This is a genomic window from Clostridioides sp. GD02404, assembly GCF_045898275.1.
Taxonomy (GTDB): domain Bacteria; phylum Bacillota; class Clostridia; order Peptostreptococcales; family Peptostreptococcaceae; genus Clostridioides; species Clostridioides difficile_A.
Map to the genome: position 1 here is coordinate 114,089 of NZ_JBJOCA010000005.1, position 15,265 is coordinate 129,353.

Annotated in this window: 19 protein-coding genes; 14 read left to right on the plus strand and 5 right to left on the minus strand. The window is 27.1% G+C overall.

What is annotated here, in order from left to right:
- Positions 1-85 precede the first annotated feature (85 nt).
- The 3 genes from ruvX to Q3287_RS04970 all read left to right on the plus strand — a co-directional run bounded on the left by ruvX (position 86) and on the right by Q3287_RS04970 (position 1,616).
- Positions 86-511 (plus strand): Holliday junction resolvase RuvX, encoded by a 426-nt coding sequence (ruvX, locus tag Q3287_RS04960; protein WP_054269778.1) that lies wholly within the window; start codon positions 86-88, stop codon positions 509-511.
- 77 nt (positions 512-588) lie between these two features.
- Positions 589-876: a DUF1292 domain-containing protein gene (locus Q3287_RS04965; protein WP_021384007.1), complete on the plus strand. Its 288-nt coding sequence runs from the start codon at positions 589-591 to the stop codon at positions 874-876.
- Between the two features lie 281 nt (positions 877-1,157).
- Positions 1,158-1,616: a Fur family transcriptional regulator gene (locus Q3287_RS04970; protein WP_021384065.1), complete on the plus strand. Its 459-nt coding sequence runs from the start codon at positions 1,158-1,160 to the stop codon at positions 1,614-1,616.
- 116 nt (positions 1,617-1,732) lie between these two features.
- On the opposite strand, the gene Q3287_RS04975 is transcribed toward Q3287_RS04970, so the two are convergent.
- Complete coding sequence (locus Q3287_RS04975) at positions 1,733-2,470, minus strand: metal-dependent hydrolase (RefSeq protein ID WP_054269779.1); 738 nt, start codon at positions 2,468-2,470, stop codon at positions 1,733-1,735.
- A gap of 216 nt (positions 2,471-2,686) precedes the next feature.
- On the opposite strand from Q3287_RS04975, the gene Q3287_RS04980 reads away from it, so the two are divergent.
- The 3 genes from Q3287_RS04980 to Q3287_RS04990 all read left to right on the plus strand — a co-directional run bounded on the left by Q3287_RS04980 (position 2,687) and on the right by Q3287_RS04990 (position 5,987).
- The gene (locus tag Q3287_RS04980) at positions 2,687-4,363 is read left to right on the plus strand and encodes a ribonuclease J (protein ID WP_074178894.1); all 1,677 of its coding nucleotides are present in this window, start codon (positions 2,687-2,689) and stop codon (positions 4,361-4,363) included.
- A 206-nt stretch (positions 4,364-4,569) separates the two neighbouring features.
- Positions 4,570-4,770 carry a CD1290 family small acid-soluble spore protein gene (locus Q3287_RS04985; RefSeq protein ID WP_021384062.1) on the plus strand — a complete coding sequence of 67 codons (201 nt, stop codon included), beginning with the start codon at positions 4,570-4,572 and terminating at the stop codon, positions 4,768-4,770.
- A gap of 53 nt (positions 4,771-4,823) precedes the next feature.
- Positions 4,824-5,987 carry a D-alanyl-D-alanine carboxypeptidase family protein gene (locus Q3287_RS04990; RefSeq protein WP_054269781.1) on the plus strand — a complete coding sequence of 388 codons (1,164 nt, stop codon included), beginning with the start codon at positions 4,824-4,826 and terminating at the stop codon, positions 5,985-5,987.
- A gap of 180 nt (positions 5,988-6,167) precedes the next feature.
- Here the strand turns inward: Q3287_RS04990 and Q3287_RS04995 are convergent, their stop codons facing one another.
- The 3 genes from Q3287_RS04995 to Q3287_RS05005 form a co-directional block, all read right to left on the minus strand.
- The gene (locus tag Q3287_RS04995; RefSeq protein WP_054269782.1) at positions 6,168-6,590 is read right to left on the minus strand and encodes a DUF2000 domain-containing protein; all 423 of its coding nucleotides are present in this window, start codon (positions 6,588-6,590) and stop codon (positions 6,168-6,170) included.
- A gap of 15 nt (positions 6,591-6,605) precedes the next feature.
- Positions 6,606-7,442 (minus strand): AraC family ligand binding domain-containing protein, encoded by an 837-nt coding sequence (locus tag Q3287_RS05000; RefSeq protein WP_407963606.1) that lies wholly within the window; start codon positions 7,440-7,442, stop codon positions 6,606-6,608.
- Positions 7,443-7,582: 140 nt separating this feature from the next.
- Positions 7,583-8,077: a GNAT family N-acetyltransferase gene (locus tag Q3287_RS05005; protein WP_054276305.1), complete on the minus strand. Its 495-nt coding sequence runs from the start codon at positions 8,075-8,077 to the stop codon at positions 7,583-7,585.
- Positions 8,078-8,336: 259 nt separating this feature from the next.
- On the opposite strand from Q3287_RS05005, the gene Q3287_RS05010 reads away from it, so the two are divergent.
- The 8 genes from Q3287_RS05010 to Q3287_RS05045 all read left to right on the plus strand — a co-directional run bounded on the left by Q3287_RS05010 (position 8,337) and on the right by Q3287_RS05045 (position 14,761).
- Positions 8,337-8,933: a site-2 protease family protein gene (locus tag Q3287_RS05010; RefSeq protein ID WP_021384047.1), complete on the plus strand. Its 597-nt coding sequence runs from the start codon at positions 8,337-8,339 to the stop codon at positions 8,931-8,933.
- A gap of 29 nt (positions 8,934-8,962) precedes the next feature.
- Positions 8,963-9,682: a ScpA family protein gene (locus Q3287_RS05015; protein ID WP_021384043.1), complete on the plus strand. Its 720-nt coding sequence runs from the start codon at positions 8,963-8,965 to the stop codon at positions 9,680-9,682.
- Position 9,683: 1 nt separating this feature from the next.
- Positions 9,684-10,223 (plus strand): SMC-Scp complex subunit ScpB, encoded by a 540-nt coding sequence (gene scpB, locus Q3287_RS05020; RefSeq protein ID WP_054269785.1) that lies wholly within the window; start codon positions 9,684-9,686, stop codon positions 10,221-10,223.
- Positions 10,224-10,412: 189 nt separating this feature from the next.
- Complete coding sequence (locus tag Q3287_RS05025; protein ID WP_407963607.1) at positions 10,413-11,045, plus strand: DUF2953 domain-containing protein; 633 nt, start codon at positions 10,413-10,415, stop codon at positions 11,043-11,045.
- Positions 11,029-11,433 carry a spore germination protein GerW family protein gene (locus Q3287_RS05030; protein ID WP_074179047.1) on the plus strand — a complete coding sequence of 135 codons (405 nt, stop codon included), beginning with the start codon at positions 11,029-11,031 and terminating at the stop codon, positions 11,431-11,433. Before Q3287_RS05025 ends, Q3287_RS05030 begins: the two co-directional genes overlap by 17 nt.
- A 246-nt stretch (positions 11,434-11,679) precedes the next feature.
- The gene (locus Q3287_RS05035; protein WP_054269788.1) at positions 11,680-12,120 is read left to right on the plus strand and encodes a MarR family winged helix-turn-helix transcriptional regulator; all 441 of its coding nucleotides are present in this window, start codon (positions 11,680-11,682) and stop codon (positions 12,118-12,120) included.
- 15 nt (positions 12,121-12,135) lie between these two features.
- A complete protein-coding gene (locus tag Q3287_RS05040; protein ID WP_407963608.1) occupies positions 12,136-13,587 on the plus strand; it encodes a leucyl aminopeptidase in 1,452 nt (483 codons plus the stop codon).
- 1,033 nt (positions 13,588-14,620) lie between these two features.
- Complete coding sequence (locus Q3287_RS05045; protein ID WP_054276308.1) at positions 14,621-14,761, plus strand: hypothetical protein; 141 nt, start codon at positions 14,621-14,623, stop codon at positions 14,759-14,761.
- Positions 14,762-14,928: 167 nt separating this feature from the next.
- Here the strand turns inward: Q3287_RS05045 and Q3287_RS05050 are convergent, their stop codons facing one another.
- Positions 14,929-15,249 carry a MazG-like family protein gene (locus Q3287_RS05050; protein ID WP_009905401.1) on the minus strand — a complete coding sequence of 107 codons (321 nt, stop codon included), beginning with the start codon at positions 15,247-15,249 and terminating at the stop codon, positions 14,929-14,931.
- Positions 15,250-15,265: the final 16 nt, after the last annotated feature.

Consider the following 15,265-nt stretch of genomic DNA (forward strand, 5'->3'; position numbering starts at 1 on the left):
GCTTACATCAAAAAATCATATTGCAATTTTTATGATTGATAATATGTATTTAACTTGTAGAATATAAATAAACAAAGGAGGAATTATGTTAGACGGAAGAATAATGGGGCTTGATGTTGGTGATAAAACTATTGGAGTTGCTGTGAGTGATTTAATGGGATTAACTGCACAAGGTGTGAAAACGATAAGAAGAGTTGGAAAGAAAAAAGATATTGAAGAAATAAAAGCAATAATAAAAGAAAAGCAAGTAAATAAAATTGTATCAGGATTGCCAAAAAATATGAATGGAACTTTGGGTCCACAAGGAGAAAAAGTAATCAAGTTTTGTGAATTAATAAAAGAAGAAACAGGTCTTGATGTAGATTTCTGGGATGAGAGACTTTCTACAGTAGCAGCGGAGAGATCTCTATTAGAGGCAGATGTAAGTAGGCAAAAGAGAAAAAAGGTTATAGATATGTTAGCAGCAGTAATAATTTTGCAAGGATATTTAGATTTTAAAATAAATTCATAAAAGAGCTATAAAATTGAATACTTATGATATATAATATAAATAATAAAAATAAAAATAAATTTGAGGTGAATGACATTATGGAAGAAAATATAATAAATTTAATAGACGAAAATGGCGTTGAAAGCCAATTTGAAATAATATTAACATTAGAAGCAGAAGGAAAAGAGTATGCAATATTAATGCCTTTAGATGATGAAGAGGCTGAAGAAGCTTTAATCTTTAGAATCGATGAGGACGAAGAAGGTGAAATATTAATACCTTTAGAAAGTGATGAAGAGTATGAAACTGTTGTAGCTGTATATACAGCTATAATGGAAGAAGAAGGTTTAAATTATGATGAAGATGATTCAAATGGACTTAACTAGATAGAAAGTTAAGTTTGTATATAAAAATTCAGGTATTTATTATTTTTGCTTTAATTAAGATTTATTAATTGTAAAAGCATTTATAGTATATATCTGTTTTTTTATTTTTATTAAAAATATTAAAAAATTTATGGATTTTGGTGAATAATATATCTTTTATGGGTATATATTTATATTGTGAGAATAAATTAAATTTTTTCAAATGTCTTGACAAAAAATGAATTATCAATTACAATATTATTTAATAAAGATTATCAATTGAAAATAGTAAGGGTGATGTTATGGCAAACACAATGGATTTATTAAAAGACAAGTTAAAAGAAACTGGTTTTAAGATTACGCCACAAAGAAGAGCAATAGTTGAAATATTGCTTAAACATGACCATTCACATCTAAGTAGTGAAGAAATCTATGATTTGGTTAGGGTTGACTGTCCTGAAATAGGTTTAGCTACTGTATATAGAACAATGCAGTTGTTGGATGAAATAGGGTTAATATCAAAACTAAACTTAGACGATGGATGTATAAGATATGAGATTAGTCTACATAAAGAAGACTGTCATAATCATCATCATCTTATTTGTAAAAATTGTGGAAAGATAATGGAAGCTAAAGAAGACCTTTTAGACAATATAGAAAAAGAGATACAATCATTGTACAAATTTAAAATACTTGATCATGATGTTAAATTTTATGGACTATGTGATGAGTGTAATGGAATAAGCGACTCAGAAGAATAACCTTCTATTGCTTAATGTCAATGGAAGAATAGTATAGAACTTTTATATTCTATGCTATTCTTCCATTTTTTATTATGAGTTGCTTATGATATACAAATATATAGTTTTCAAAGTATTTATAATTTTAATACTGAAAATATAATTAATCCTATAAGGATGAAAATAAATGATTTTTCTATAAAATTACTGAATGGACCTCCAACAGTTAAAAAGCCTAAAGAAATTTTTTTCTCACTTAATGGATAAAAAATTGGTATTCCTTGTTTTGTAAATAAATCTCCTAAAAACATATGGCTTGCATAACCAAGAGTCCCATAAAAAGATAAATTATTAATACTAGTGATTAATTCTATCTGTTTTAGTAAAAAATATATTATTATAGTTGCAAATATGCTATGAGAAAAACTTCTGTGCTTCAGCCAGGGAAAAATTGACAACATTAGACAAAAAATTATAAAATATATTTCAACTTCTATGATGTATAAGCATATAGCTAATAGTATAAATATTAATGATAGAAAAACTTTTCTAAGAAACGTATGTGTTAATTTTGCTTCAATAATTATAATTGCAATAAATGTAATTATTGCACTTAAATAAAAATTATCATTTATATTTATTGAAATAAAGAAAATAATAATATTAACAGCATATATAAAAATTCTATATATGTATTTGGATATATTGTTTTTTAGAATGAAATTTGAGACCATAGAATTAGATTTATCCAAATCGGGCAGTACGGCAAAAGTAGCTGAAACTAAAATGTCAACTAAAGATATAGGAATTTTAAATATTAAAGACGTTTGGATGGCTGTTAAGATTCCTATTGCACAATGAGTTTTACCACGCATAAATCCTCCTAAAATATCCGATATTAAATCATATAATATTTAGAGGATATCAAAATAAAATAGGTTTGTCAAAATAATACGTTAAATGTATTTTAAATATAGCTTAAAATATGATACGAATTATGGTACAATAAGAATAACTGGTAGCGAGTGCGTGATTTGATATTATTTAGGATTGTAGAACGTGTTAAAAAATTAAATAGACAGAAGGAGATGATGCAATTGTTCAAAAAGAACACCAATAAGATAAAGGTAATGGCCTTAGGTGGACTTAACGAAGTTGGAAAAAATATGACTGTTGTTGAGTATAAAGATGAAATAATTGTTATAGATGCTGGACTTAGTTTTCCAGAAGATGAAATGTTAGGGGTAGATATAGTTATACCAGATATAACTTATTTAGTCAAAAATAGGGATAAAATAAAGGGTATATTTATTACACATGGACATGAAGACCATATAGGGGCTCTTCCATATATATTAAAGAAGATAAATGTACCTGTGTATGGAGCAAGACTTAGTATAGGTCTTATACAAGTGAAACTTAAAGAGCATAAGATGAATAATGTTAAGTTAAATGTCATAACTCCAAGACAAGTTATAAAACTTGATAACATGGAAGTAGAGTTTTTGAAAAATAATCATAGTATACCAGATGCTTACTCTATTGCAGTACACACAGACCAAGGTATAATATACCACACAGGAGACTTTAAGATTGATTTGACTCCTATTGATGGTGATGTTATGGATATGCATAGACTCTGTGAGTTAAGCAAAAAAGGAGTACTTTTAATGCTGGCTGATAGTACTAATGCAGAAAAACCAGGATTTACTATGTCTGAAAAGACTGTTGGAGTAGGTCTTGATGAATTATTTGCAAAGGGAAATGGCAGAAGAATCATAGTTGCTACGTTTGCATCCAACATACACAGATTACAACAAATAATAAACACAGCTGAAAAGTTCAATAGGAAAGTTGCTATATCAGGTCGCTCAATGGTCAATGTAGTTGGAGTTGCAAAAGAATTAGGATATCTAGATATTTCTGATGATATGCTTATAGATTTAAATGATATATGCAAATATGAAGATAGTGAGTTAGTGATAATAACAACTGGTTCACAAGGTGAACCTATGTCAGCTCTTGCTAGAATGGCTTTTTCAGAGCATAAAAAAGTAGAGATAAAGAGTGGCGATTTGGTTATAATATCTGCTCATCCAATACCAGGAAATGAAAAATTAATATCAAGAGTAATCAATTTCTTATTTGAAAAGGGAGCAGAAGTAGTTTATAGCGATATAGCTGATATACACGTTTCTGGACATGCCTGTCAAGAAGAATTAAAACTTATACATGCATTAGTTAGACCTAAGTTTTTTATGCCAGCTCATGGTGAATATAGAATGTTAAAAAAACATGCTGAGATAGCTGAACAACTTGGTATGGACAAAGAAAATATTTTTGTCATGCAAACAGGAGATGTTTTGGAATTAGATAAGAATTCTGCTAAAGTAGCAAACCGTATACAAACAGGAAACATATTAGTCGATGGATTAGGTGTAGGCGATGTAGGTAACATAGTCTTAAGAGATAGAAAGCATTTATCAGAAGATGGTCTTATGATAGTTGTAGTAACTATTTCTAAGGATGAAGGTAAAGTTTTAGCAGGTCCAGACATAATTTCTAGAGGATTTGTATATGTAAGAGAGTCAGAAGATTTAATGGATGGGGCAAAAGATATAATTAAGAATGTCCTAAATGAATGTGAAGAGAAAAATATTAAAGAGTGGGCTTATTTAAAGAATAACATTAAAGAAAACCTAAAAGAATATTTATATCAAAAAACTAAACGAAATCCAATGATACTTCCTATAATAATGGAAGTGTAGTATATAAAAAACTATAAAATTGAAAATTAGACCTCTTGTAATTTTTAAGATAATATCAAAAATCTAGTTGATATTATCTTAAGAATTGCAGGAGGTCTTTTTAATTTGTGATATTGAAAAACATATATTACATAAAATACCAATTATAACAATCTTTTATTAGTAAAAACTAATTATATATAAATTTTACTAAGAGGAGGATTCTTATGGATAATATTTCAAGACAAAATGCTATAAAAGCCTTAAAACAAACCAAGATGGAAATAGCAGGAGAATATGGCATGAATTATGAAGATGCTTTTGAAATAATAGAAAATGCATCTAATAAAGGTGTTTTAGAAGGTTATTTTAAAAAGCTTGAGAAGAAAAAAAATTTAGGTCAAGGTATATCTAGGCATTTAGAATAAAAAAAGTTAAATGTGAGAAAATAAGTTTAAATAAACTTTAAGAGGTGACATCGATGAAAAAATTAGCTAGTACTGCTTTGGCTATATTACTTGCGCTTACTCCTTTAAGCTTTTCTTTTGCAAATAATAAGGAAAATGCTGATGCCAACCAACTAAATATATCTTCAAAATCAGCAATTTTGATGGATGTTGGTAGTGGACAAATTTTATACGAAAAGGATGCTCATAAAAAGCTTCCTCCTGCTAGTGTAACGAAGGTAATGACAATGCTACTTATAGTAGAAGCTTTAGATTCAGGCAAGATTAAGCTTGATGATGAAGTTCAAGTAAGTGAAACTGCATCTAGTATGGGTGGTAGTCAAATATTCCTAGAGCCAGGAGAGACTCAAAAGGTTGATACATTATTAAAAGGTATAGCTGTTGCTTCTGCAAATGATGCTTGTGTTGCTATGGCTGAACATTTAGCTGGAAGTGTTGAAGGATTTGTTGACAGAATGAATGCTAAAGCAAAAGAATTAAATATGAATGATACTCATTTTGCAAATACAAATGGACTTCCAGTTGCAAACCACTATACATCTGCTCATGATATAGCTTTAATGTCTAGAGAACTGTTAAAACACGAAATGATAAGTAAATACTTAACTACATGGATGGATAAAGTTGTGGTAGGTAAGAAACAAGTTACAGTAGGTCTTGCAAATACTAATAAACTTATAAAGCATTACCAAGGAGCAACTGGTGTTAAAACTGGATTTACTCAAGAAGCAAAATACTGTTTATCAGCAGCAGCAAAGAGAGGTAATACTCATCTAGTTGCAGCAACTTTAGGAGCAGAGACTTCTCCAGAAAGATTTAACGATGCGTCTAGTCTTTTAAACTATGGATTTGCTAACTATGAAAGTGTTAAGTTATGTAGTAAAGGTGATAATGTAGCAACCCTTACATTGGATAAGGCAGATGAAAACAAAGTTAAATTAGTTGCTAAGGAAGATTTAAATGCACTTATTAAAAAAGGAAGCTCTAAAGAGTTTGATAAGAAAATTGAAATAGTAAAAAATCCTAAAATGCCAATTAAAAAAGGAACTGTTTTAGGAAAGATAAAGATATGTAAAGATAAAAAAGTAATAGGTGAAGTAGAATTGATAAATACTAAAGATATAAATAAAGCAAGCTATCTACAAATGCTTCAAAGAATAATTGATAATATGATATAAATAATTGCCAAATGATATATAATTACAATCGACATAAAAAATACCCATATAGAATTATTTACTATAGGGGTATTTTTATTTGTTTTTATAGAAGGATTGTCTAATTTTATGTTTTTTATAGAGAACTTGATAAATATATAAAACTTAGAATATTATTTTATATTTAGGTCTATTTAATATTTATCTAAGTAAAGGCATACTACCAGTAAGTTTATTCACTTTCTTTTTGTTTCCATAGATTGCTATACCAAAATACTGTAAATCATCTTCTGGTACATTAGCAATTCTTTGAACAAATTCATCATAAACATTACAACCTTGTGCAACATCTGAAAAATCTACAACAGTTAATTCTTCAAATTCAGTACTATATAATTTTTTTCGTAAATCTTTTATAAGTTCTTTGTTACCTTTTAAAATAGGAACAGGAAGCTCAACTATTCCTAGGTGTATGTTTCCTGTTTTATCAAGCACATCTGAACCAACAGTCTCTGGTGCAAATTTTCCTAGTGTAATTCCCATTATAGCAGCAGTATTTGATATGATTCCCATTGGTAAAGTTTCATCTATTACCATAACACATTTTGAATTTTTAGTTTCCATTTTTATTTCTCCTTTTTATTTAAAGTTGTTTTTGTCATTGTTTATAAATATGTTTTGATATTGCTTTGGAGTAAGACCAATAAAATTCTTAAAGAAATTTGTAAAGTGACTTTGGTCTACAAAGCCTGTCTGTATGGCAGCATCTATAGGTTCTACACCATTTTCTAAAAGTCTCTTAGCCTTATTTACTCGTATATTTTCTAAGTACCTATATGGTGTAATACCTTTTAATTTTGTAAAGTTGCGAAGTAATGAGTACTTGTTCATTCCTGCTATAGCACTTAATTCATCAAGCAATATACGTTCAGCATAATTGTCTTCTAGATAATCACATACTGCTTGAATTTCTATACTTGTTTTTTCTAAGTTAAATTGCAAATTTGGTTCAGTATATTCTTCAATTAATTGTTCAATGAGAAAGAAAAAAAGTTCTTCCTTTTTAAAATCTAACTCTTCTTCCATGATTATATGATGTAATTCTTGTAGTAGAGGTACTAGCTCACTACGAAATATCACAGATTGATTAAACTTAGGTAAATAATTTTCTCCTGTAATTTCAAATACAGTTTTTTTCATTATTTCTGGTTTAATATTTATACATCTGTAATCAAGCACTTTATTATCTATCTGTTCACAAGTATGACTATCAAAAGGGTTAAAAAGTAACAAATCCCCAGTACTTGTGGTATATTCTTTGTTTTTACAAGATAAATATCTTTGACCTTTTTCTATAAAACCAATTACATAATGTTCATGAAAATGGTTTGGGAACTTTTGCATTATACCTTTAAATCTATATGCTTCGATTTTCAATTCCTTATCAAAACATACTGTGCGTTCTTCTTGCTTCACTTAAGTAACCTCCCTTCACATTATATAAAGTGTAACACATATTTTTTTGTACTTCTTGTATGATATTGACTAAAATCTAAATATGAATAAAAAAATAGCAACTTTATCTATCTCAGTTGCTATTTTTATTTATATGTAATTTATTTTGCTAAATTATTAAGGGTATCTCCAGCAATTCGATATACTGTCCAATCCTCCATTGGTTCTGCACCCATTGATAGGTAGAAATCTATACTTGGTTTATTTGAGTCTAAACACCACCATTCCAAACGACCACAGCCACGCTCTATAGCAATATTTGCTAGTTTTTTTAGAAATGTTTTGCCATAGCCTTTGCCACGAAATTCTGGTTTGATATATAAGTCTTCCAGATAAATTCCTGCACGACCAAGAAAAGTCGAAAAATTATGAAAAAATAAAGCAAAGCCTATAGCTTCATTATCATATTCACCAATCAGAACCTCAGCTTTTTTCTTTACAAATATCCATTCATTGAGTATCTCTTCTGTAGCGATAACTTCATCTAATAGATTCTCATAAGAAGCAAGTTCTTTTATGAAGTTTAATATAAGAGGTGTATCTGATTCAACTGCATATCTAAATTTAAGCTCATTTTTTTCTGCAAGATTGTTCATTTTATTACTCCTTTCATTTGTAATACACAAATAAAATAACAATAATGTCAATTCATGTCAACATAATATTCTATTTACAGTAGGCGTAATTATTATATTTTCACAATGAATATGATATAATAATAAAAGTTATAAAATAAAAAGTGAATTTTAATTTTATGCTGATATGTTAAAATTATTATAATATAAAATAATTTTGATTATAAGTTATTTAATTGTTATAATAGTATTAAAAATTTAATTTAGGAGATGTACATTAATGTTAAGTATGAATATAGGAGAAATAGTAGCAAGTTTAGTTGGTATAGCTATGGCAATATCAATACATGAGTTTGGCCATGCTTATTCAGCTCACTTATTGGGAGATGATACAGCTAAATCTTATGGTAGAATGACATTAAATCCTGTAAGACATGTTGACCCAATTGGTCTTTTGGCTATGTTTATTCTTAGAATAGGATGGGCAAAGCCAGTACCAGTAAATCCAAATAACTTTAAAAACTACAAAATAGGAAATCTGATAGTTTCACTTGCAGGTGTTTTTTGTAATCTTTTGACTGCCATACTTTGTGTAATTATAAATAAGTATGTGCATATGTATGCGATAAACACAATAGCTGAATATGTGTTTTTATATAGTATTGGATTTGCAGCGTTTAATTTGCTTCCAATACCACCACTTGATGGATGGGGAGTTATATCTACATTTGTACCATATAAATGGAATGAATATGTGTACAAATTTGAAAGTATGAGTTATATAATTTTATTAATTGCTTTATTTACTGGTATATATAGAATAATATTAACTCCAATATATGCTGTACTACTAAAAATAGTATATTTATTCGTTTAATACAATAAATAGATTAAAGAGGGATTGGTATGAAGTATAATATACAATTGCAAGTCTATGAGGGGCCATTAGATTTACTGTATGATTTAATAACAAAACATAAAATAGACATAAAGGATATATCTATAATAGATATAACCAAGCAGTATCTAAATTATCTGAAAGTGTTAGATAAAATGGATTTAGAAATAACTAGCGAATTTATAACTATGGCATCAAAACTCCTAGAGATAAAATCCAAATATCTGCTTTATAAGCAAAAGGATGAAGAGGAAGACCCAAGAATAGAACTTATGGAAAAGTTAGAAGAATATAGAAAGTTCAAGATGGCATCACAAGATATAAAAGAAAATATAACTTATATCAATGAGAGATTTTATAGAAATAAAGAAGAAATAATTATTGATGATAATGTAGATTTAGAAGATATATCAATAGAAGCAATAAAAAATATACTTCCATACATATTTAAAGTTAAAACATCACAAATTGAAAATTCTAATGATGAGAAACTAGATAAAATAGTAAGGAAGAAGATAATATCTGTAGAAGAAAAAATCTTATATATAAGAGATATTATAAAAGAGAAGCTTGAAGTTACTTTCACAAATATCATAAAATCATATGAAAATGATGAAATAATTGCTACTTTTTTATCTATATTAGAACTTATAAAAGAAAAAGAAATAGTAGTAGTACAAGATATATTTTTTGATGATATTCTAATAAGAAAAAGTTCGGAGTGTTAAAATGAAAAGAGAAGATATAAAGTATATTATAGAGTCTGTTATGTTTGCATATGGAGAACCAATAAGTATAAAAGAATTAAACTATATAATAAATAAAGAACTTTCATCAAAAGAGATAGAGATTATGTTAAATTCACTTATTGAGGAATATAGAGAAAAAAATAGAGGTATCCAGATAATTAAATTAGAAAACAAGTATCAAATGTGCACAAATAAAGATTATGCGGAATATATAAAGAAGATTATTGAACCAAAGAAAAAGAAAAGTCTGAGTCAGGCCACATTAGAAACTCTTACTATCATTGCTTATAAGCAACCAATAACAAAAGTTGAGATAGAAGATATAAGAGGAGTAAAGTGCGATAAGGTATTACAGACCTTATTTGAAAATGAACTTATAAAAGAGGCTGGTAGACTTAACAAGATAGGTAAACCTATAATTTATAGAACAACGGATGAATTTTTAAAATTGTTAAATATAGAAACCCTTGAAGAGTTGCCTCCTATAGAAAATTATCAAGAAGTAGCTACAAATGAATAAAATGTTGTACATGTATAGTGATAGCATTAAAATTAAAAACACAATAATTTAGTTTGCGATTTTAAATTTTTAAGGATTTAAAATGCTCTAAGTTATTGTGTTTTTTTGTGTAAATATAAAATTAAAATTATATCGAAATAAATATGGATAATTAAGTATAAATAGTAATTTTTTGATGATAATATAAACATGGAGTTTAATGAATTATTTAATTTTAAGTATTTAATAATAGCTATAATTTTTATAATAAGTATACTTATATTGATTTTAATATCTCATATAAACATCTTATTAGTAGCTGATATAAATAACAACGATATTATTCTAACAATTAATATAAAATACATGTTTAATTTAATAAATATAAATAGACAACTTTATCCAGCTGAAAATAGTAAAAATAATGATAAAAAAGAAGGGATGAAGAATAATATAGATTCAGGTATATTATTAGCTGATGACCTTTTAAGCGTTTATAGACTATTAAAAAAAATAAAAATACATGAACTTTATTCAAATATTAATTTTGGAACTGAAAATATCGGCTTAACATCTTCTGTGTATGTATTAATAAATACTCTATATGGAAATTTATTTAATATAATTGATGCAGAAAAAATGTATTTAAATGTAAATCCGGATTTTACAAAAAATTATGTTTTGGGAAATATAAGGATACATATAAGGTCAAGAATAAAAGATTTATTTCGTACTATAATAATGATTAATAAGATTATGAATAAGAATAAAGGAAATTATAAGGAAGGTGATAGTAATGAGAGCAACAGGTTCGATACAAAGTCTTATGGAAACAACTCTTGAAACAATTAAAGGTTCTATAGATGCAAATACTATTATAGGAGACCCTATAAAAACAGATACTACAGTAGTTGTACCTATATCAAAAGTTACGATTGGATTTGGTATAGGAGGAGGAGAATACTCAAAAGGATATGATGAGAAAGATAAAGAAATTGAATCAAAAAATGAAAAAGCAGATACGAATTTTGCTGGAGGTAGCGCAGGTGCTATATCTGTGCAACCAGTAGCATTTGTAGTTGTTGAAAGTGGAGAGACTAGAATAATGAGTTTAGATAGCAATATTAATCTTGTAGATAATATATTATCTATAACTCCTAGAGTATTGGAGAAAATTCAAAACATATCTCAAAGTAATAAAAATCAAGACAAAAATAATATGCAAGAATAAGATAAAATATTTACAAATATGGCTGTAGTTTTAAATAAGGTAGTGGGATTAGTTTAAATCCCACTATTTTGTTATGTGATTTAAATGTTTATATATAGTAAGATTTTAGCTTAAAACAATTTAAATAGATAATAAAGTTGATATATAGTATAATTATAAAAAGAAAAGTAGTATTATGTTATAGATATATAAACGTATTTGAGATATAAGAGGGAGTTATAAATCATTAGTTTTGAGGTGAGTGTTATGAGCGATAAAGAGTTATCTATTTTGTTGTTAGAAAGTATGAATAACTTTCATAATTTAATAAAAATTATTAATAATGAAAGATATAAAAAAAGTAAGATTCTTACAGAAAGACAATTTTTTGCTTTAGTAAAGATAAGGAAACATGATAAAATAGAGCTTAAAAATTTAAGTAGGGATTTACATGTATCTACTTCTAGTTTGTGTATATTACTCAATAAATTAGTTGAGCAAGAGTATGTGTATAGGGAAGAAGATAGTAGAGATAGACGAAATACATTTTATGGAATAACTAAAAATGGAGAAAAGATACTAGATGATGAAATATTAAAATTTGTATCTATAATAAGTGATAAAATGGATTGCTTAGATATAGATAATAAAGATAAATTATTTGCTTCTTTAGAAGAAACTAAAACTATAATAGAACAGTTGTTTTAAAAAGGAGGCTTTATTATGAAGATAAAATGTTCTAAAGAAATATTAAAAAGTTTGGAAAATACTATAACAGTAATAGCTATGTTTGATGGTGAAGATGTTTCTACACCTTTTGATGAATTAAATTTAGTAAGTAGAGATTTTAAAGCTAAAGAAAATAATATAGACACTGTAACATTGTTTAAAAATGATAGTTTAGTGAATGTTTGTTTTGTTGGTTTTGGTAAGAGAGAGTTATTAAATACAGAAAAGATTAGAATCATAGGTGGAAACTTATGTAAGAAGTTAAAAAATATATTGAAAAATAAAGAATATAAGAGTAATGATATTAATATACTGAATCTCGACTTAAGTAGTGATGAAATAGGTGCTTTTACAGAAGGGGTATTACTTGGAGATTATAAATTTAATAAGTATAAGTCAAAAAACAATGATTTTGAAAAAAAGGAAATAGATAATATAATTATATTTACTGAAAAAGAAGCGGAGTGTCAAATTGAAAAAGCTAAGATATTAGCTAATTCAAATATAATAGCTAGAAATCTAGTAAATGAACCATCAAATATAATCTATCCAGAGACGTTAGCAATAGAAACAGTTAGACTTGGAGCAGAGTTTGGGTTTAATGTTGAAGTATATGAAGAAGAAAAAATAAGAGCATTAGGAATGGAAGCTTTTTTTGCTGTTTCAAGAGGTTCTATTAATAAACCAAGATTCATAGTTATGCGATATTTTGGAGACAAAGAAAGTAAAGATATACTTGGTCTAGTAGGTAAAGGATTGACTTATGATACAGGTGGATATTCTTTAAAATCAAATGCTTCTATGTTAGATATGAAAACAGATATGGCTGGTGCTGCAAGTGTCATAGGCGCCATGTGTGCTATATCTCAAAATAAATTAAAGAGAAATGTTATAGCAGTAGTCGCTGCATGTGAAAATGCTTTATCAGGAGGCTCATATAAACCTGGAGATATAATTAATTCTATGGCAAAGAAAACTATTGAAGTTTTAAATACAGATGCAGAAGGTAGACTTACATTAGCTGATGCAATATATTACATCATAAATAATGAAAAGGTAACAAAGGTGGTTGATGTAGCTACATTAACGGGTGCTGCTTTAACATTATTGGGTAACGTCGCAACTCCTGTAGTGACAAATAATGATGAATTTTATTGTAAACTAGAAAAAGCATCTGCTTTATCAGGTGAAAGGGTATGGAAGATGCCAATTTATGATGAATTTAGAGATATGATAAAAGGTGAAGAAGCAGACCTTAAAAATACAGGAGGTAAAAATGCTGGATGTATAACAGCAGGAGCTTTTATTGGTGAATTTGTTGGTGATACTCCATGGATACATATGGATATAGCTGGCACAAGTACATCATCAAAATCAATTGGATACAAAGCAAAGGGTGCAACAGGAGAACCTGTTAGAACATTGTACTATTTAGCAGAGATATAAAATAACAATCATAAAATATATAACCTATAAAGCCACATGGATAATTACTTAGATTTAAGATTATCCATGTGGCTTTATTTTTAAATTTAAATAAATTATTTACTCTTTTTCTTTTTTTCAAGTATAAAAGTATCTCTATTAGACAAAAGAGCAGGTATGTACATAATACTAGTAACAAAAATAAATGTAAAAATAGCAGTTGTGCTATGGCTTAAAAAACCATAATAGTATTGCGAATTGGTAAATGTGTTTAGTAAAAATATGAATGAAAAATAAATAAAGCAAATAGCTAAATTATCTCTAAGTGCATATCTGTTAACTTTAAATTTTCTAACATCGACCATATAGATATTTGCATAAATTATAAGACATTTAGAGAAGACAAATATAAAATATATCAAGCTAGGAAATTCATAACCCAAGTTTTTAGAAAAAATGAGTTCTCCAACTGAACAAACCAAACTCCATGAAAAAAAGATATTAAAAAGATGATACTGTTTAAAAATAAGTATGGCTATACACAGGTATATACAGATATAATTAATTCCAATTGGCAAAGAATTTAGAGTACTATAATTACCAGAAGAAATAATTAAGAATTGCTCTAAAACCATAACTATTACCATTAATGTACAAATTATCTTCTCGACTGTGTAACTATAAGGCAAAATATTTTTTGTTAGTTTTGGACAATAGTATAGAAATAATCCAAATATAAAGAGGCTTACAAATTGTTCACTAGAAAAAAGGAAAATTTTAAACATATAATATTCTCTCCTATAATAAATTTAATATGTATCTATATAAATATATTCATTATCTCTCAATTTAATATATAAAAAATTTAATAATAGTTAGATTTTATATAGGAATTTTTGCAACTAAAAATATCCTATTGTTTTGTGTATATATTCTAATTATGTCAAAAAATAAAAAAATCTTTATTTACTAGAGTTTTTGGAAATAATAATAACAGATATTAGAATTAATTAACATTTTTTGTAAGTATTTGACAATAGAGAGGGTGTAACAAATGGGAATAATAGAGTCAGCATCAAAATTAGCTGAAATGGTTCATTTATTAGCTGTTGAAAAGGGGATAACTGATATAGAAGCATGGGATGAAGCTGTAGAAGAATACAGTAAACTTTATGAAGAAAGAAGAAATGAATAGATTAATAAAACTTTATTATAAAAAAGTAGCTTTACTTAAAGAATTTAGACTTTTTATAAACTATTAAAAATAAAATAAATAAAAAAGATGGTACTTCAAATGTAATTAAAAATCATTTTGTGATACCATCTTTAATATTTATTTTAATAATGTATAAGTAATAAATCTTACTTATCTATATTTTTTATGTAGCCTCTTTTTTCTAATTTTTTTATATGTTCTTTGCGTATTTCATCAAGATTAATACCATATTGTTCTTCTAGTTTAAACATCATAGTAACACATGTCTGAGCTACATCCATTAGCTCCTTAGCAGTTTTCTTTATAATATCAACTTCATCCAAGTCATTATTTTCTCCACTTAGATTTCTGAATTTACCTATACATTCAGCCAATTCACCTTGTTCTTCGCCCATTTTGATAAATGTAGATTCTAGTGTTGGGTCTAAATTATTAAGTTCTGGTAAAGATATAGTTTTTAGTTTCATAAAAAGCTCCTTTCAA